We start from the raw sequence: 17,370 nt of genomic DNA on the forward strand, positions 1-17,370 counted from the left end.
ATTAAAGCATTCCCAGCTGCAACACCGGCTCCCCCGACGCGGAGACAATGGTCGAACCATATGGCTCCCGCGACGTCACCATGATCTCGTCATTCGCGAGCGGTCGGGCCAGCGCCTTCGCTTCCTCCCATGGTGCACGCATCCAAACATCGGTTTCTTCTTTCGTCAGGAGCAGAACCGGCATCGCCTTCCCGTGGATCGGTTTGACGACGTCGTTGGGATCGGTCGTCAAGAAGGCATAGAGGTCGTCCATCGTCAGGCCATCCTTGACCTTCCGAACGCTTTGCCATTGCGGAACGTGAATACCCGCAAAGAACATCAGTGGCTTGCTTTCATCTCGGGCGAACCAGGCGTTCGGCGTGCTGCCACCCTCTTCCTTGCTGGCGGGGTCCGGCTCCGCGAAACTGGTCACCGGAACGATGCAACGGCTCTGGACACCGAACCATTTTTTCCAATGCGGGAGATTGAGATTTCGGACGTTGGTGGTGCCCTTATCGGGCTCCATCCGGATGAGCATTTCCATGTCGACGGGCTTGCCCTTTTGCCGCAGTTTCTCGGCTCGGGCTTCAGCCGCCTGCTTGATCGCGAAAAACGGCGACGGCAATCCCCACCGCGCATGCACAAGCTGCTTGCGGCCGTCGGCGGTGTTGCGAACGACGGGTCCCATCTGGTCTGGGTTCATTTGATAGGCTGGCATTAGGTTGATCAGGCTCTCGACGTCCTGCGCCCATTTGCTGACCCAATCCTTGTCCTCCATGCGGTAGAGATTGCACATCGAGCAACGTCCTCCCCTTCCTGTTCGGACAGCCTATGCATTCCTGACGAGACGTCAAACGCTGACCCGTGGGCTTACAATGCCAGATCGAATTGCTTGGGGGGCGGCCTTCTCGCCCTCGCCGCCATCCCTCCAGGTGTGCCGAAGCCTCCGCGCAGAATGTCATTGAAGGCATCAAGATTTCGTCTTGAATAGCCCGAAAATGGCGCAAGCGACTTCAAAGCCGACTTCTCCGTCTCATCTCGTGGCGAGCGAGGTCAGCTTCTTTGAAATGCTCATCATTTGGATTGAAGAAGTAGCTGAGGATGTTTTCCAAAACATCGTCCAGCGACGTCAGTTTCTTTGTGAAATCGCCTGGGCCTGGCCCCGGCGTCCATGCCCATACGCAAATGTTCCAGTCGCCTGTCTCTCCCCAAAGCGTCAACGTAGGCATCCATGTCTTGTCATTGCCCTCCTCGTCGAGCCAACAGAGTTCGTCGCCGGGAAGCCTATTGCCGCCGCTGGTTTCCGGCAGAGAGATTGGATAGCCAGACGGATAGCCGGCATGCGTACTTATGAAAAATGGGAAATCTCCGACAAATAGCCCGTTCCTTCGCAGCTTTTCGATAAATTCTGGAGGCAGAAGACGCTCCTTGGGATGCCGCAAGTTCTCGAGGCGCTGTGCCTCAAGGCTGTCCTGCAGCATTTTTTCCCGGTTCCGTTTCGAGTTTCTGCCCATTCCTGTAAGCCCTTTCTTGATCAGTCTGATGCTCGCCAACGAGACAGCAGGGTTCGAAGTCCGTCGACAATGACTTGGTGCTGAGGAATGGCGTCCTTATCGAAGCTCAGCCGCGCGTACATTCGCAAGTCCTTCAAGTCGACATTTCCCTCGCATCTCTGGAATGGGGCATAACATTCGATCACGATGTCCTCACTGGGACCGAATTTATACCAATAGGTCATCTGCAAGCTGCCTGTCGGAACCACGGTATGCCAAAGGCCGTGCTCCTCGACACTACCTGGGGAACGACCGTCGAGCTGCCTCGCTTCCTTCAGCCATTCAATCGATCTTCGCCCGTGCGAACGATCGTCATCGTATCCGACGACCCATAAAGCTTCCACAACCGACTCGTCAGGTCTCGGGTTTGGCCTCGCGCGCTCCTTTGGTCGGTTGGTCGCTCCGCTATAGACGATCTCTCCCTCGGGCATATCGAGGCTGGGTATCCAAAATTGCAGAGAGGCTTGTTTTCGTGGCGGGCAGTTGAAGCTCGTCGGATTCGGGCGACTAGCATAGTAGCCCCACGGGATATCATAAGGCTGCGAGGCAAGGGCGACACGGATTGGATGGCTCAGCTCGACGAGCCTACGCCTTCGCCATATCAACTCGCGTTCAGCAAGCGATCCGCTGGAAAGTCCCTTGCTGCACGCCAGATTGTAGATTTCTTCTCTGGTCTCGTTCATCGGCAGCACGAGGGCTGGAGCCCTGGTGGCCAGCAGCAACATGGGCACGAGGATGATAGCCGCGAGTATAAGAAGGATCGCCCAAAGGGCAAAGGTCAGGACGAGACGGGTAAATGCGTAGGCAGGCGTCAATAAACCATTCAAAACGCGAAAAGGTCCGCCCGAATTCATCGTTATCCCCTGCACCATGGCCGAGGCGTCGGCGGACAGTTCCTTGTGCCGCAGACGAATGGTACCGCAAGGCCCTCACTGATTAGGATGCTCCCGACATCCTTTCCGTCAACCAGCAGCGTCCCACAGGACCGGCCGTGGTTGCACTTGCTGGTGCCCTCGGTGCCAGCCGCGCACGCGCATGCGACTTTGTCAGCTGGGTGCTGCCGCGGGCGACGAGTTCTCGAAGCCGTGCCGACGCCCGCTCGCCCTGTTGGCGCTCGTATTCGCACTTGGGCGAGAACTTCTCCGGCGTGTTGAAGCCCACTAACCTGGTCCCTGCTGCCTCGCCAACGACATGGACCGTGTCTCCGTCAGTCACCGTGAATTCCTGGTTCAGCGGGGTTCTAGCCGTCGCGGGAGCAGACTGAAACTGGCCTTGTCCGAATTCGAATACGTGCTGGGCGATCGCAACAGCGGCGATGAACAGGAACCCAATGACCAGATTTCGGAAACGCCACTTCAACCGTCTGCCCACGCGACCAAAGCGAGGCCGGAACAATTTCATTGGCTGATGGCGAGACCTACTGCGGACGACAGGTCGAGGAGGCAATGCAATCACATTGTTCGGCCGCCCGAGAATTTCGAAAATCTTCCGCCACTGTTTATCGGAAAGGCGAGCCTGTCCGCCTGATCGTTGGAGACGCGCGTGAATGTCGGTAAGGAAGGCTCGCTGCCAAGCTGGCAAATTCTGACGGAGCAGTGCTGCTTCGATGTCGTTTCGCAGGTTTCCAGCCGGGTCCATGGCTCTGTCGCTTTGTAGGGATAGCCACACCTAAGCAGGAAGCTCAGAAGAAATTGTAAATTAACGGTAACCGATGTTCCACTAACACGTAAATCAGGTTGCGCCGGACTCCGATTTCGCCTTTTGTTCGCCAATCTGAGCTTTAGACGACGTGGCTTGAGAGGGATGATAATTGTGCCAATAATCTACAAACGCCCGCAATTTGGGTAGCGCTTGTTTTCGGTCCGGAAAATAGATGAAAAAACCAGGACTCGGGGGCATGAACGTTTCGAGGCAGGTTTCAAGGAGACCCTGGCGGATCAGCGGCTCGACAACAACCTCGATATTGTAGGCTAGACCTACTCCTGCTTGCGCTGCCGAGAGGGAAGTTGCAGGTCCATTCACTGTTAGAGGTCCCTCCACGTCCATCACGAAAGCTCGGGTTCCATTCTCCTCGGTATGCTCTACAAAATCCCAGCGGTAGACCGCGCCTCCAGCCAGCCGAATATTGATGCAGGCATGATGCTCAAGTTCTTCCGGCCGCAGAGGCTGGCCGCGCTCTGCAAAGTAAGCAGGTGACCCCACGACAACCCTCGGAGAAGCTGGGGTGAGCCGTACGGCGACCATATCCTGTGCGATCATCTCCCCGATCCTGATGCCGGCGTCGTAGCCTTCGCCGGCGACATCGACAAAACGGTCCTCAAAGACCAGTTCAAGTTCGATGTCCGGGTAGGCGTCGGCAAATCCCTTGAGCATGGGTTCGACAAGCGTCTGTGCCACGTAAGGGACGCTCAACCGCAACAGCCCTCTGGGGTTATCACTGAGGCGCTGAGCCGCCTCATATGCAGCTTCAACGTATGCGATGCCCGCTGAAGCCTGCTCCAAAAAGAGTTGTCCCGCTTGGGTAAGGCCAACAGAACGAGTTGTGCGCGTGAACAGCGGCGCGCCCACTCGCGCTTCCAATTGCTTGATAGTCCAACTGATCGCAGCAGGTGTCACCCCGAGTTCGAGCGCAGCAGCAGTAAAGCTGCGTCGTTCAGCGACACGGGTGAAAACGACTATTCCATCCAGTAGGTCCGCTCGCATTATCAAATCTACCTTATAAACTCATTTAGTTTTTTGCAGATTATCAAATCGAATTCCACCAAATATCTTCAGAAGCTTAGTGAGGAGATGCCGCCAATGCCCATTACATCGATCACACGCCGGAGCCTCGGTCTCGTTATTGGGGCGACCGCCGTTCTCTTCAGCACAGGAAAAAATACCATGGCACAGACACTGACCGAACGAAGCCAACCAGTGCCGCAGAAACTCAGCTTTGAAAGCGGTGACGGGTTCGTCGTAGCCAATCTTTATCTTCCGGAGGGATATGATCCATCGCGCCGCTATCCAGCCGTCGCGATCGGCGGATCGCTAACCTCGGTGAAGGAGCAGATGGGGGGAAACTATGCTGGCGAGCTTGCCCGGCGCGGCATCATTGCGCTCGCAATTGACTATCGCAATTACGGTGAGAGTAGCGGTGCGATGCGGCAGTTCGAGGACCAAGCTTCAAAGGCAGAGGACTTGTCGGCCGCCTTGCGGTACCTGAAGAAACGTAGCGACGTCGCCGGGACCGGTGTCCTCGGAATTTGCACGTCCGGCGGCACGGCACTTTACACGGCTGCGAAGGACCCCAACGTGGGCGCGTTGGCCGCTGTCGCAGGTTTTTTCTCCGACCCGGAGCTGGTGTCGAAGATGTTCGGCGGCAAAGAGGGTATCGACAGCCGGATCGCGGCAGGTCGAGAGGCGCGTAAGCGCTATGACGATGAAGGGGTAATCCAAACGGTCTTCGCCTATATGCCGAACGACAAAACTGCGGTGAGCTCCGGCCCCAACGAATACTATATGGATCAGTCACGCGGCGGGAGCGTTCGTGCCTGGCGCAACGAGTTTGCGGTTATGGCCTGGGAGCCTTGGCTTGCGTTTGACCCTTTGGCGCAGGCTCCCCATGTTACGGCACCAGCACTCGTCGTTCACTCAGATGGTGCGGCGTTCCCTGATCAGGCTCGCAAAGTGTATGACCTTTTGGCAGGCCCGAAAGAATTACATTGGACAGAGGGAAAACACTACGACTTTTACGACCAAGCTGAGACAGTGCGTCAAGCTGCTGACCGTGTTGCGTCACACTTCCACAGCAAGCTCAGTTAAGGCGACGCCGAGGAGACGGTTGTCCAGGTGAAGCGATGAAGGTTTGGGGTGGCAGAAGCGTTCAAGGGTGTCTTGCCGTTCCACGGCAGGAGCGCTTCAATTTGGCTCTGCTTGTGTCCGTTGATGATGGCGGTGAGCGTATTGGTCAGGTAAGCCTGCGGATCAACAGCCGCGCAGTTCGGCCTCGATCCGATACAGGTCTCCGATCCGTTTGATGCCGTACTCGGCAATAGGTGCTGTTCCGTTACGGGTGATCTCCACCAGCTTGCGGCGAGCGTGTGCCCAACAATAGGCAAGCCGAATGTCCGGGCCAATCCGATCTGGTGCATCAGCCTGTTGTATCCGGCATAGCCCCTTGACCTTGTCGGGCCATTGGCCGATGAGCCTCACGTCCGCTCCGCTGCGTCGTGAGAACCTCCAATGTAGTATCCATGGAGAAACTCGTTGTCGCTCGTCCATGGAAACTCGATCACAGATCAGGCGACAGCGGGCAATGTGGGAACAGAACACCGGTTACGTTCTAATGAAAATTCCGGCTTTTCACCTTCAGCTGATCGATGTGGAGGTCAGGAATGAAGATATCCCGCGACTTCATTCCTTGCCCCGCCGGCTCCCGCGAATCCGGCCTGCCTGGGGTGCCATGGCCGAATTCGTCACCCCTTCCCGTCGGCAATCGGAATTCCAGATCGCGATCGGCAAGACCCGTTAGGCTTCCCGACAGATCAAACAGCTGCTGGGCAACCAGGTGAACGACATCGCCTTCGCGTTGGATGCGGCCGTTGATCGCCATCATGGAAGCCCCGAGTGCAATACGCCTCGACCGCTCGAACAGCTTCGGCCAGATGACTACGTTGGCGACGCCGGTCTCGTCCTCAATCGTCATGAAGATCACGCCCTTCGCGGAGCCGGGCCGTTGGCGAACCAGCACCAGTCCGGCTGCCATGCGCCATCGGCCATCGCGAGCCGACATTGCCTCCGCACAGGTAACGACACGACGCTCGACCAATTTCCTGCGCAGGAAGCTGACAGGATGCTCCCGCAAGGTCAGCCCGGTATGCCCATAGTCGAGGACGACATTGTGCCCTAGCGTCATCTGCCGAAGTTCGACCGCCGGCTCCTGCTGCTCGGTAATCGTTCTCGCCTCGCGTTCGGCCGCGGCCGCAAAGAGAGGCAGCGGCTCGTCACGGAGCGCCTTGATCGCCCAAAGCGCATCACGACGTTCCAGCCCGAGAGATGGCAGGAAGGCATCCGCTTCGGCAAGCTTCACCAGCGACGCGGCCGGCACACCGGACCGTCGCCACATATCGTCGACGTTGTCGAAGGGCTGATCGGCACGGGCGGCAACAATGCGGGCGGCATCCGCGGTGGCGAGGCCCCGCACCATTCGCATGCCAAGGCGGACGGCATGTCGATCCGAGCCGTCGATGGTCTCGAGCGTGCAGTCCCATCGTGACTGGTTGATGCAGACCGGCCGAACCTCGACACCGTGCTCCCGCCCATCCCGAACGATTTGGGCCGGCGCATAGAAGCCCATCGGCTGGGAGTTCAAAAGCGCCGCGCAGAAGACGTCAGGAAAGTGGCATTTGATATAGCTCGACGCATAGGCGATCAACGCAAAGCTTGCCGCGTGGCTCTCGGGAAAGCCGTAGCTACCGAAGCCTTCCAGCTGGCCGAATGTCCGTTTCGCAAATTCTGGCGAATAACCGTTGCGGATCATGCCGGAGACGAGCTTGTCCTCGAATTTGCTGACGCCCCCGGTGAACTTGAAGGTCGCCATTGCCCGACGCAACTGGTCCGCCTCCCCGCCTGAGAACCCGGCGCAGACCATCGCCACTTTCATCGCCGATTCCTGGAATAGCGGCACGCCCAGCGTCTTGTGGAGGACCGCCTCCAGCTCGGGCGTCGGGTATTCGACCTTCTCCTTGCCTTCCCGGCGGCGAAGGTAGGGATGCACCATGTCACCCTGGATTGGTCCCGGCCGCACGATGGCCACCTGGATGACGAGATCGTAAAAGGTCCTTGGTTTCATGCGGGGCAGCATGCTCATCTGCGCCCGACTCTCGATCTGGAACGTGCCCAGCGTGTCGGCCTTGCGGATCATGGCGTAGGTGGCCTGGTCCTCCTGAGGAATGGTCGCGAGATCGAGATTGATCCCCTTCTCCTCGCGTAGGAACGCAAAGCTCTTGGCCATGCAGGTGAGCATGCCGAGCGCCAACACGTCGACCTTCATGAATTTCAGCGCTTCGACGTCGTCCTTGTCCCATTCGATCACCTGACGATCCACCATGGATGCGGGTTCGATCGGAACCAGGTCGTCCAGACGATCATGCGTCAGGACGAAACCGCCGGGATGCTGCCCGAGATGGCGAGGCGCTCCCATCAGCTGCTGGGCAAGCTGAAGCGTCAGAGCGAGCCGCCGGTCTTCCGGATTGAGGTTGAGGTCTCTGACCTGCTTCTCGTCAACCGCTTCCGACCAGGCCCAACCGCCCGACGACAGTGCCTTGATCAGGTCCTCCGGCAGGCCGAGCGCCTTGCCGACATCCCGGATCGCACCCTTTGTCCGGTATCGGGTGACCGTCGCGCAGAGCGCCGCCTTGTGATGCCCATAGGTCTTGTAAATCCACTGGATGACCTCCTCGCGGCGCTCGTGCTCGAAATCCACATCGATGTCGGGTGGTTCGTCGCGTTCCTGCGAAACGAAGCGCTCGAACAGGAGGTCGTTGGTATCCGGATCGATGGAGGTGATGCCGAGCACGAAACAGACGGCCGAGTTAGCGGCAGAACCACGCCCCTGACAGAGGATGTCCTGAGATCGAGCGAACCGGACGATGGAGAAAACCGTCAAAAAATAGGGGGCATAGCGCATGGTTTCGATCAGCGCGAGTTCATGGCGGATGATCTTTTCCACGTGGGAAGGCAGCCCTTCTGGATAGCGGTTGGGCACGCATTCCCAGACATAATGCTCCAGCGACTGCTGGGCAGTCATTTCTGGGACGATGGCTTCCTCCGGATACTGGTAGGTCAACTCTTCCATGCTGAAGCGACAGCGCTCGACGATCTCCATCGTCCGGGCGAGCGCTTCCGGATAGCGACCGAACAGACGCTCCATCTCTCCCGGCGGCTTGAGGAACCTGTCGGCGTGCCGCTCACGCTCGAAGCCCACGTCGTCGATTGTGCTTCCCGTGCGGATACAGGTCACCACGTCCTGGAGCTGACGGCGGTTGGGCTCGTGAAACAGGACGTCATTAGTGACGACGGTCTTCACCCGGTATCGAGCTGCCATGTTCGAGATTTCGTGTAGCCGCATCTGGTCGTTCGGTCGCCGGCGCAGGCAGAGCGAAACATAGGCGCGGTCGCCGAAAACCTCAGCCATCTTTCGAAGCTGGATCGCGCAGGTCTCGTCGGGCAGGTCGGGCACGAGGACGCCGATAAGGCCGTCGGAATAGATGGCGACGTCGTCGAGAGTGAGGATGCAGTTGGCTTTGCCGCCTCTGCCTTTGCCGAGCGTCAGCAGCCGGGTTAGCCTCGAATAGGCGGCCCGGTCCGTAGGGTAGACCAGGATCGACATGCCGTCCGCCAAATCGAGCCGGCAGCCGACGACCAGCCGTAGGCCTGTGGCACGAGACGCCTCGAGCGCCCGCACGGTGCCAGCGAGCGAATTGCGGTCGACTATGCCAAGCGCCTCGATTCCCAGTTCCTTTGCCGTCGCAAACAGCTCTTCCGCCGAGGATGCACCTCTGAGGAAGCTGAAATGGGTCGTGACATGGAGTTCGGCGTATCTCATGCGAAGATTCCATGGATGAACCAGCGATGCGAGCCGGTATCGAGATCGACGCCGTCGCCGGAGCGGTAAATCCAGTAGCGCTCGCCGCTCTCGTCCTCGACTGTGAAATAGTCGCGGACGGCAGCCCATTCCGACGTTCGTTGCCACCACTCTCCGAAGATGCGCTCCGGTCCGTCCGCCCGCTTCACACGCCGCCGTTTGCCGCGCCACGTAAACCAGACGGGCGGATGATCAGGTAGCAGAGCCATGACTTCGATTAGTTCAGGACGGTCCATCAGGCGGACCGGACGTGGCCAGGTCATCGGCCAGTTTTGTCCAATTTCGGCGGCCACGGGCGATACGCGTTGGATCGATCGCTCCGGGACATCGCTGGCGACCGGTGCCACGCGATAGATGCGATAGGTTCCTCGGTTGCCCAGGACATCGACGAAAGCACCGACATCGACCGCGGCATCTTCTACCAGGCTGGAAGCGATTTGCTTGTCCTCGAGTGGCTCGACCATGGTTGCGGCGAGACTGAGTTTCTCGATGCCGAACCCGGGATCGATCTTCTCGATGCGATCACGCAGCAGCTTGGTCAGCCAGCCAACGTCGCGCACGGGCTTTGCTGTCCCTGCCCGTAGTGCCTGGATCGTATTGTCGACGCGGTGGACGATCAGGTCGGCGCGGCGGACACCCAGTCCTTTTGCCTGGAGTTCCAGACAGAGCTTCGTCACGAGCCGCGCGATGTATTTTCCGATGGTCTCTGCTGCGCCAATCGGCTCGGCGAAAGCACGGTGGACTTCGATGATCTCGGGACCACGGATCGGATCAATCGGCTCGGCAATACGGCCCATCATCTGGTCGACACGACGGCCGATCTCAGGACCAAAGCGAAGGGCCAACGGCGCACGCGGTGTCGCGGCCAGCTCGCCAACGGTTTGGAAGCCGAGAGTGCGCAGACTGATCACGGTCTCGGAACTGAGCCGCAGCGACGAGAGCGGAAGCCGCGCAACTGCGTCAGCAGTCCTCCCTGCGGAAATGACCTTGGTCTCGGCCATCATGGACCGCGCCAAACCGTATGCAGCTCCCCAGGTATCGGCGACGACCGCACGAGCCGGCAGACCCCGTGCACGAAACCGGTTCACGAGACCGGACAGCATCAGCTCCTCGCCGCCCTGGAGATGATCGGCTCCTTCAGTGTCCATCACGATGCCATCCGGCGGATCGGCTGCCACGACCGGCGAATATTGAGACAGCGCCCAGAGCGTCAGCCGTTCGAGCGCCGCACGATCTGCGGCGGGATCGGCATGGACCATATGAAGACCATGGACCAATGCCTGGGCCTTCGCAGCGGCCATGCCAACGTGCAAGCCATGCCTGCCGGCGTTTGCGTCGACAGCGGATAGCCATCGTTTCGAGCCGCTCCTGGCGACAACGACCAGCGGACCGTCACCCGGGATGGACGGATCGGCGCGTCTGATCCGATCTGTCGCCAGCGTCGGAAAGAAGACTGATACGACCCTTGGCATCGCATGCACCTATTTCGAAATCTGCGCTTTCACCTGCCTTGACCCTGATCAGCTCGGCCAACCATCGGGCTCGCCCAACGCCCGGAACTGGAAGTGGCTCGGAGGGCAGAACCGATATCCTCCATCGCGTTGCCGCTGCCGTCGGATGTCCGAAATCCCCCGCCTCGGTCTGCCGTCGCCATCGTCGGATGATCAGACCGATAGTGCCGGAACCCTCCGCCGCCAGCTGGAGACGGCGCGAAATCACCATCGGCAAACGCACAGTTTCGGCGACGACCGCGCCTAGTCCCCGGAACCGCAAGGCCTCTTCGAAGGCTTCAAGGACATATTCCTCTTTGATCGCTTCGACATAGATGACGCGATCAGGGTGGAGACCGACCTGGGCCAATGCGGGAGCGAACAGGTCCGGCCGAGCCAGGCACCAGACGACCATGCCCTTCGTCCGGGCCGCGATCCCAGCAACAAAGAGCGCGGCCGCGGCCCCGTCAACGGCCCCTGCTCCGCCTCCGGCGAACTCATGGACAGCGCCATGGGCCAACCCGCCGCCCGGAAGGCGTTCGTCGATGTCGGCCACACCGAATGGAATGACCGACTTGGATCGCGCGACCGCCCCTTCGAGGTGCTGAATACGACCTCGAAGGTCGGAGATAATTGGGTTCGCGGCGATCTGCGCCATTCGGAGCCTTTACCAAAATCGGGTTTCCATCTCGTTCAAAAGCGAGTACGTTCTCTATTTGTTCCCTATCGGAATGTGAGTCAATGTGCATATGCGGGCGAGCAGCTTTCGAACTGCAACCCAGCGGCATGATCGGAAGCCGAAGATCGAATGGATTCAAACGAGTATGGATGAACTGTCCACAGGCGCTAAAATGTCATCGATAAGAAAAAATTCCTGTCCAAAACTCCCGGCGCTACTCGTTCCTGACGTCTTGTCGATACGGTGCAAAGCACAGGAGAAAAGTAGATGACGGAGAACGTGATCTCATTTGACGAGAGCCAGCAGAGATTGGAGGGCACGCCCTTCGGCGTCACTGCCGACGAACTGCGCATAACCGCCATTGCGGCCAAAATCGAATTCGCGAGAAGCGAACTGCAGACGGTCCAAGCCTATATTGACGTCGTCTACGCGGGAAGGGTCGCTGTGACGGCGGATGACGGCAGCGAGCTACCTGTCGACACGCTTGCGCATCTCGGCAGCATCCTTTCTAACTACGAGCAGTCGTTGTTCGATCAGATCGCGAAGCTTGAATATGAGCAGGAGATGCTGCTCTTCCCGCCAGACGAAGACGAGGACTCGCCGGATGGCGACCGCCTTTCGTAAGCAAATCGCCCCAACAACCATGAGCGACGCGCCACACGACACAGCCAATCGACAGCGCAAGGTTATCCATATCGACATGGATGCATTCTACGCATCCGTCGAGCAACGGGATGATCCCGATCTTCGCGGCAAGCCCGTTGCCGTCGGCGGCTCGGAGGCACGCGGCGTCGTCGCTGCGGCAAGCTACGAGGCTCGCAAATTTGGTGTTCACTCGGCCATGCCATCAATAACGGCCAAGCGGAAGTGTCCCGACTTGATCTTCGTCAGACCGCGTTTCGACGTTTACAAAGCCGTCTCCCACCAAATTCGAGAAATCTTTGCCGAGTACACGCCGTTGATTGAACCTCTCTCGCTCGACGAAGCCTACCTCGACGTTACCGAAAACCTTAAAGGCATGGACATCGCGACCGAGATCGCACTGGAGATACGCGCCAAGATCAAGGCGGCTACCGGACTGAACGCGTCTGCAGGGATTTCCTACAATAAGTTCCTGGCGAAGATGGCGAGCGACCTCAACAAGCCGAACGGCCAAGCGGTCATCACGCCGAAAAAAGGCCCGGGCTTTGTGGAGGTCCTGCCCGTCAAGAAATTCCACGGCGTCGGCCCAGCGAAAGCCGAGAAGATGAACCGGCTTGGCATCGAGACCGGCGCTGACCTCAAAGCGCGCAGCCTCGAATTCCTGATCGACCATTTCGGAAAGTCAGGCCCCTACTTCCATGGTATCGCACGCGGCATTGACGACCGGCAGGTTAAACCCAACCGCGTCAGAAAATCCTTTGGCGCGGAAGATACGTTCAAGGTGGACATTCATTCGTTCGATCCGGCCTGGGAAGGCATCCGGCCGTTGATTGAGAAGGTGTGGACCTATTGCGATGCCAATTAAATCAGCGCCAAAACGGTGACGCTCAAGGTGAAGTACGACAACTTCACTCAGATCACTCGGAGCAAGACGACTGCGATGCCCTGCGGCTCATACGCCGTTTTGGAGGATGCTGTGAACTCGCTGCTGCGGGCGGTTTTTCCAGTCAGCCGAGGCATCAGACTGCTCGGCGTGACATTGTCGTCATTGGAACGCAAGGCTGCGGACCGCGAACCGCCGCAGTTGCTACTGTTCACGTAGCTGTGCTGGCCTTTCCTGTTTCAGGCGCTTGCTTAGCGACAGCCGATATAGGCTGAGTAGGCCGACGATACGCTAATCTACCCGGCTAAGGCGTCCCCGATTCAGAGCCTCAACATCAGGTCGTAAGCCATTGAAAAATGATTCGTTTCGAGTCGGAACGAATCACCGTCGCACGACTTTGAGTCGCGAATCACTGATTCGGAGCGTCGCGTCATGGCGTCAGGACACCGTGCCCAGTGGAAGGGCTTTCTGAAAGTTGGAGAAGTCAGCTGCGGGGTGGCCCTCTACACGGCTGCCTCCACGGCTGAACGCATCACCTTCAACACCGTCAACAAAGCAACGGGCAACCGGGTGAACCGCATTTTCGTCGACGGCGAGACCGAAGAGCCGGTCCCGAAAGAGGAGCAGACCAAGGGTTTCGAGGTCGACGACGGTCGTTACATCATGATCGATCCAGAAGAGATCGCCGCAGCGATCCCCCAGAGCGACAAGACGCTGGAGATTGAGGCGTTTGTCCCCTGCTCCGAGATAGACGACGTCTATTTTGACAAGCCTTACTACCTGACCCCGAGCGACCGTGCCGGATCGGACGCGTTCACGCTTCTCCGGGATGGAATGAAAAAAGCGAAGGTCGCCGCCATTGCGAAAGCAGTCCTGTTCCGGCGAATGCGTACGGTACTCATTCGCCCGCACGGCAACGGGATGATCGCCACGACCCTGCAATACAATTACGAGGTACGATCTTCGAAGGCCGCATTCGAGGAGATACCGAAGTTGAAGATCGAAGGTGAGATGCTCGATCTCGCCAAGCACATCATCTCGACGAAGCTCGGGGAGTTCGATCCGGCCACCTTCGACGACCGTTACGAACAGGCGGTCGCGGAACTCGTGAAAGCCAAGATCGAAGGCAAGTCGCTTCCCAAGCCGAAAAAGGTACAGGTCTCAAAACCCAATGAGCTTCTTGCGGCCCTTCGCGAAAGCGCGGGCCTTGCAGGCAAATCCTCTGGACAACCGAAACGCACGGCCGCCAATGCCAACAAGGGCGCTCAACGGCAGCGCGCGACGCGCGGAGCGGCCAAGTCCGCCGCACCAGCCTCCCCGCAGCGTAAAGCTGGATAGGACAGTGAACAATGGCACCCCGCCCCTACTGGAAAGGCTACCTCAAGCTATCCCTCGTCACCTGCCCGGTGGCGATGTCGCCGGCGACATCGGACTCCGAGAAAGTTCGCTTCCATACGCTCAATCGCGCTACTGGCAATCGCGTCGTCTCCAGATACATGGACTCCGTCACGGGGAAACCAGTCAAGGACGAAAACGAGGCCAAGGGCTACGCCCGCGGCGAGAACGACTATGTCATCCTGACGGACGAAGACTTGGACGCTGTGGCGCTCGACACCGTGCGAACGATTGACATCGAAAAGTTCGTTCCTGCCGAATCCATCGGCTGGACCTATCTGGAGAAAGCCCACTACCTAACGCCTGACGATCCGGTCGGCCATGAGGCCTTCTCCGTGATCCGCGACGCCATGAAGGCCTCGAAGGTTGTTGGGGTTTCCAGACTGGTCATCGGTCGCCGGGAACGAGCGGTCATTCTCGAGTCCCGCGACGAAGGCATCGTGCTTTGGACCCTTCGCTTCGGCGACGAGGTGCGTCCGGAAGAATCCTACTTCGAAGGGATCGACAGCGACTCCGAGAAGGATGCCCTCCCCTTGGTGGAGAAGCTGATCAAACAGCGGACGAAACATTGGTCACCGACCATGGTCACCGATCCCATACAGGAAGCCTTACTGGCCCTCATCGAGGAGAAGAAGAAGGCACTGAAACCGAGGAAGACCACGAAAGGCAAGAAACCTGAAACCGCTCCGGCCTCCAATGTCGTCAACATCATGGATGCCCTTCGCAAGTCCGTCGAGAACGACTTGAAATCGCGTAAGGCCGGTTGAGCAGGTCTCATGAGCGAAATCGCGAATGCACCGAAGGAAGTCGCAGTCGCCTCCTGGACGCCGACCCATTCAAACCCCATCGGTCACGGTCCGCCATAGTCACGCCACGGGTTGGGACCAACACCGCTTTTATAACAACCGAGTGGCGAAGAATGAGATTGCTGGTTCTCCTTGCTGCGGCCCTTTTCCTGACAGCGGCGCATGCCCAAGCCCAAGTTTACGCGCCGTATGATGGATACGAGGAATACGACCCCTATGGGTATGATGACCCTTACAGCCGGTATCCCCCGCCTCCCTACTACGAGCCAGAACCTGGTTATCGGGAACCGTTGCAAGAACGAAGGGAGCCATCGACGCGAGTTGGAAGGGGAGCCATCGTCATCGCCACGCGTGAGCACACCCTTATCTACACGACAGCGAGCGGAGAGCAGTTCGCGTACCCCATTGCCGTCGGTCGCGAAGGCAAACAGTGGTACGGCTCAACCCGGGTGGTATCCAAGCGAATGCATCCCGAGTGGCGGCCAACGGCGGGCATGCGGCAGAAGAACCCGAGGCTTCCCGCGGTTGTGAAAGCCGGCCCTGCCAATCCGCTTGGAACCCGCGCGATTTACCTGGCCGACGGGCTGCTGCGCATACATGGAACCAACGATCCTTCCTCAATCGGAACCAATGCTTCGAGCGGTTGCTTTCGGATGTACCGCGAGGACGTCGAGGAACTCTACGATATGGTCCGGCCGGGGACCCAAGTGATCGTCCGGCGCTGATCCCTTCAAAATGCTAAGGAGTCTGCTCGTCGCCAACGCCGGTGCTCGTGTTCTGCTGGGGTAACCCGAGGTTCACCATCTCACCAAAGTATGCGTGCAGTGATGCACCGCTCCAGTTGATTTCAAAGGGATTACGGGCTGGTATGGGACGTGCAAATCTATGGCTCCAGTCATGCAGCGCTACGAGATACAAGCACTCGAAAACGGAATGTGGTCGGTCGTCGATCATCAGACCGGCAGCCCGCTCGTCGACCGGGAAGGTTCGACCGAAAAATCGAGGCTGGAAGCCCAGGCCTGGGCCGATTTCCGCAACGGCATGTTGGTCCCTCCGGCAAAGGAGCGGATGTCCTCGCGGCTCCAAAAGATGCGTCGCGCCTGGCAACTGCTGTCTGGGAAGCGTAACCCATCGGTGTAGTCCTTGCCATCGGGCATACCCGTCTGAGCGACAGGCTTAATCTTTTGGCCATCTCTGCTGGCCAGAACGCCGACAAACCTAAGCTCACAGGCGACGACGTCAGCCTGACGTCGACACGGCACTCCTTCTCCGATGGAAGCCTGATCACCTTGCCGTCGAATTGCGCCGCCATAAGCTGAACGAGTTTCGGTTCCCCCGCCGGCCCCGAGGTCGGGGGACGCCCGAACCGTTGTCGTCCACGGTGAGGAAGAGGTAGTCCGCCTCCGTGACCACGATTCCCGTCCCGTCACTTAGAAGACTTTCAACCGCCCCGAAACGCAGGGTGCTTCCGGGAAAGGAAGGCTCAGAAGGAGACCGATAACATACACCAACTGCGCCTTCCTTCCGTCGTCCATCAGGGGTTGGACACCAAACGCTAGGCCAGTTGGTGGGCGCGTGGAAGCCCGGACTTAGGTCCCGTGCGCTATCGCACCAAAGAGCGTCTATTGCCGACCCAGTTCATGATCACTACGCGCGCCGCAGAGCGTGCCCCTCTCCCCTGCTGACGCCGATCCGTCGCTAGGACCTAAGTCCCGGCCATGAACCAAATTGACTTCCCGCTGTTTCTTTCACAGCACGAAGGAGGACTGCCATGAGTTTCGAGCCCGAAAGCCTCGCCCACGATCAGCTTGCGAATGTGCAAGCGGCGGTGTCCATGGAACCGGAATTGGAAAGCTCGTCGATCTCTGTGAGTATGGTCGGCAGAAGCGTGCTGCTGGAGGGCAATGTGGCGGACTACGGTGATCGGGAGAAAGCGACGGCGATCGCCGCGTTGATCGCGGGCCCGGAAAACGTGAGCGACAGAATGCGAGACCGGGATGAGATGGCATCTACCTCGCCTACTCAGGAGTAATCGTCGCCCCTGTCCGTTTTTCGATCCGATAATGCGGATTTCAATGAAGAGTGATCGCTCGCTCCGGCACCGCGATCTCCTCCGCGACGAGGCCATTGAGCGCGACGGCCACCTCATCGAGAGACCAGCCAACACTGAGAGCGTGATCAATCATCAGATGAAATTCGGTTCCAAGAGATTCCTTGCAGTCGTGAATACGATCAGACGAGACAACAATTTGACGCGCATTTAGGATTCTGGGCATGGCCTTGTCCACTTCTCCGAAGATAACAGGCCTAACATGC

At 58.8% G+C, this 17,370-nt stretch carries 16 protein-coding genes and 3 pseudogenes; 8 read left to right on the forward strand and 11 right to left on the reverse strand.

Going from position 1 to position 17,370, the window contains the following annotated elements; translation table 11 throughout:
• Nucleotide 1 precedes the first annotated feature (1 nt).
• The 5 genes and pseudogenes from AMK05_RS14555 to AMK05_RS14575 form a co-directional block, all read right to left on the reverse strand.
• Nucleotides 2-775 carry an SOS response-associated peptidase gene (locus AMK05_RS14555; protein ID WP_064839522.1) on the reverse strand — a complete coding sequence of 258 codons (774 nt, stop codon included), beginning with the start codon at nt 773-775 and terminating at the stop codon, nt 2-4.
• A gap of 217 nt (nt 776-992) precedes the next feature.
• Nucleotides 993-1,460 (reverse strand): hypothetical protein, encoded by a 468-nt coding sequence (locus AMK05_RS14560; RefSeq protein WP_064839524.1) that lies wholly within the window; start codon nt 1,458-1,460, stop codon nt 993-995.
• Nucleotides 1,461-1,513: 53 nt separating this feature from the next.
• Entirely contained in the window at nt 1,514-2,386 is an 873-nt protein-coding gene (locus AMK05_RS14565) for a hypothetical protein (RefSeq protein WP_064839526.1), read from the reverse strand.
• A gap of 2 nt (nt 2,387-2,388) precedes the next feature.
• A pseudogene (locus AMK05_RS36215) lies at nt 2,389-3,170 on the reverse strand (thermonuclease family protein).
• 93 nt (nt 3,171-3,263) lie between these two features.
• Nucleotides 3,264-4,235 (reverse strand): LysR family transcriptional regulator, encoded by a 972-nt coding sequence (locus tag AMK05_RS14575; protein WP_064839528.1) that lies wholly within the window; start codon nt 4,233-4,235, stop codon nt 3,264-3,266.
• Between the two features lie 180 nt (nt 4,236-4,415).
• On the opposite strand from AMK05_RS14575, the gene AMK05_RS14580 reads away from it, so the two are divergent.
• A complete protein-coding gene (locus tag AMK05_RS14580) occupies nt 4,416-5,336 on the forward strand; it encodes an alpha/beta hydrolase (RefSeq protein ID WP_064841387.1) in 921 nt (306 codons plus the stop codon).
• Here AMK05_RS14580 and AMK05_RS33360 read toward each other — a convergent pair.
• From AMK05_RS33360 to AMK05_RS14595, 5 genes and pseudogenes are all read right to left on the reverse strand, one after another.
• Entirely contained in the window at nt 5,333-5,566 is a 234-nt protein-coding gene (locus AMK05_RS33360) for a transposase domain-containing protein (RefSeq protein ID WP_082935665.1), read from the reverse strand. The genes AMK05_RS14580 and AMK05_RS33360 overlap by 4 nt on opposite strands.
• A pseudogene (locus AMK05_RS36220) lies at nt 5,505-5,689 on the reverse strand (IS66 family transposase); the annotation flags it as partial. The pseudogene AMK05_RS36220 and the gene AMK05_RS33360, both read right to left, overlap by 62 nt.
• 167 nt (nt 5,690-5,856) lie before the next feature.
• Complete coding sequence (locus AMK05_RS14585; RefSeq protein WP_064839530.1) at nt 5,857-9,120, reverse strand: error-prone DNA polymerase; 3,264 nt, start codon at nt 9,118-9,120, stop codon at nt 5,857-5,859.
• On the reverse strand, nt 9,117-10,631 hold the full coding sequence (locus tag AMK05_RS14590) for a Y-family DNA polymerase (RefSeq protein WP_064839532.1): 1,515 nt from the start codon (nt 10,629-10,631) through the stop codon (nt 9,117-9,119). The genes AMK05_RS14585 and AMK05_RS14590 overlap by 4 nt, the downstream gene beginning before the upstream one ends.
• Nucleotides 10,552-11,307: an ImuA family protein gene (locus tag AMK05_RS14595; RefSeq protein ID WP_064839534.1), complete on the reverse strand. Its 756-nt coding sequence runs from the start codon at nt 11,305-11,307 to the stop codon at nt 10,552-10,554. Before AMK05_RS14595 ends, AMK05_RS14590 begins: the two co-directional genes overlap by 80 nt.
• Nucleotides 11,308-11,595: 288 nt before the next feature.
• Between AMK05_RS14595 and AMK05_RS14600 the strand changes: the two genes are divergently transcribed.
• From AMK05_RS14600 to AMK05_RS14630, 7 genes and pseudogenes are all read left to right on the forward strand, one after another.
• Nucleotides 11,596-11,952 (forward strand): hypothetical protein, encoded by a 357-nt coding sequence (locus AMK05_RS14600; protein ID WP_064835232.1) that lies wholly within the window; start codon nt 11,596-11,598, stop codon nt 11,950-11,952.
• A gap of 19 nt (nt 11,953-11,971) precedes the next feature.
• A pseudogene (gene dinB, locus AMK05_RS14605) lies at nt 11,972-13,072 on the forward strand (DNA polymerase IV).
• Between the two features lie 213 nt (nt 13,073-13,285).
• Nucleotides 13,286-14,191, forward strand: a complete 906-nt coding sequence (ku, locus tag AMK05_RS14610) for a non-homologous end joining protein Ku (RefSeq protein WP_064839536.1) — start codon at nt 13,286-13,288, stop codon at nt 14,189-14,191.
• Nucleotides 14,192-14,202: 11 nt separating this feature from the next.
• On the forward strand, nt 14,203-15,015 hold the full coding sequence (ku, locus tag AMK05_RS14615; protein WP_064839538.1) for a non-homologous end joining protein Ku: 813 nt from the start codon (nt 14,203-14,205) through the stop codon (nt 15,013-15,015).
• A 152-nt stretch (nt 15,016-15,167) separates the two neighbouring features.
• Complete coding sequence (locus AMK05_RS14620; RefSeq protein ID WP_064839541.1) at nt 15,168-15,779, forward strand: L,D-transpeptidase; 612 nt, start codon at nt 15,168-15,170, stop codon at nt 15,777-15,779.
• 172 nt (nt 15,780-15,951) lie between these two features.
• Nucleotides 15,952-16,194 carry a hypothetical protein gene (locus AMK05_RS14625; protein ID WP_064839543.1) on the forward strand — a complete coding sequence of 81 codons (243 nt, stop codon included), beginning with the start codon at nt 15,952-15,954 and terminating at the stop codon, nt 16,192-16,194.
• Between the two features lie 631 nt (nt 16,195-16,825).
• Nucleotides 16,826-17,086 (forward strand): BON domain-containing protein, encoded by a 261-nt coding sequence (locus AMK05_RS14630; protein WP_064839545.1) that lies wholly within the window; start codon nt 16,826-16,828, stop codon nt 17,084-17,086.
• 40 nt (nt 17,087-17,126) lie between these two features.
• Here AMK05_RS14630 and AMK05_RS34580 read toward each other — a convergent pair whose 3' ends face one another.
• On the reverse strand, nt 17,127-17,330 hold the full coding sequence (locus tag AMK05_RS34580) for a hypothetical protein (RefSeq protein WP_143535839.1): 204 nt from the start codon (nt 17,328-17,330) through the stop codon (nt 17,127-17,129).
• Between the last annotated feature and the right edge of the window lie 40 nt (nt 17,331-17,370).

This window comes from Rhizobium sp. N324, from assembly GCF_001664485.1.
GTDB lineage: Bacteria > Pseudomonadota > Alphaproteobacteria > Rhizobiales > Rhizobiaceae > Rhizobium.

Coding starts and splice junctions, on each gene's coding strand:
- AMK05_RS14585 (WP_064839530.1), bottom strand. CDS start 9,120: ATGAGATACGCCGAACTCCATGTCACGACCCATTTCAGCTTCCTCAGA.
- ku (WP_064839536.1), top strand. CDS start 13,286: ATGGCGTCAGGACACCGTGCCCAGTGGAAGGGCTTTCTGAAAGTTGGA.
- ku (WP_064839538.1), top strand. CDS start 14,203: ATGGCACCCCGCCCCTACTGGAAAGGCTACCTCAAGCTATCCCTCGTC.
- AMK05_RS14620 (WP_064839541.1), top strand. CDS start 15,168: ATGAGATTGCTGGTTCTCCTTGCTGCGGCCCTTTTCCTGACAGCGGCG.
- AMK05_RS14590 (WP_064839532.1), bottom strand. CDS start 10,631: ATGCCAAGGGTCGTATCAGTCTTCTTTCCGACGCTGGCGACAGATCGG.
- AMK05_RS14560 (WP_064839524.1), bottom strand. CDS start 1,460: ATGCTGCAGGACAGCCTTGAGGCACAGCGCCTCGAGAACTTGCGGCAT.
- AMK05_RS34580 (WP_143535839.1), bottom strand. CDS start 17,330: ATGCCCAGAATCCTAAATGCGCGTCAAATTGTTGTCTCGTCTGATCGT.
- AMK05_RS14630 (WP_064839545.1), top strand. CDS start 16,826: ATGAGTTTCGAGCCCGAAAGCCTCGCCCACGATCAGCTTGCGAATGTG.
- AMK05_RS14600 (WP_064835232.1), top strand. CDS start 11,596: ATGACGGAGAACGTGATCTCATTTGACGAGAGCCAGCAGAGATTGGAG.
- AMK05_RS14575 (WP_064839528.1), bottom strand. CDS start 4,235: ATGCGAGCGGACCTACTGGATGGAATAGTCGTTTTCACCCGTGTCGCT.
- AMK05_RS14565 (WP_064839526.1), bottom strand. CDS start 2,386: ATGAATTCGGGCGGACCTTTTCGCGTTTTGAATGGTTTATTGACGCCT.
- AMK05_RS14580 (WP_064841387.1), top strand. CDS start 4,416: ATGGCACAGACACTGACCGAACGAAGCCAACCAGTGCCGCAGAAACTC.
- AMK05_RS14555 (WP_064839522.1), bottom strand. CDS start 775: ATGTGCAATCTCTACCGCATGGAGGACAAGGATTGGGTCAGCAAATGG.
- AMK05_RS14625 (WP_064839543.1), top strand. CDS start 15,952: ATGCAGCGCTACGAGATACAAGCACTCGAAAACGGAATGTGGTCGGTC.
- AMK05_RS14595 (WP_064839534.1), bottom strand. CDS start 11,307: ATGGCGCAGATCGCCGCGAACCCAATTATCTCCGACCTTCGAGGTCGT.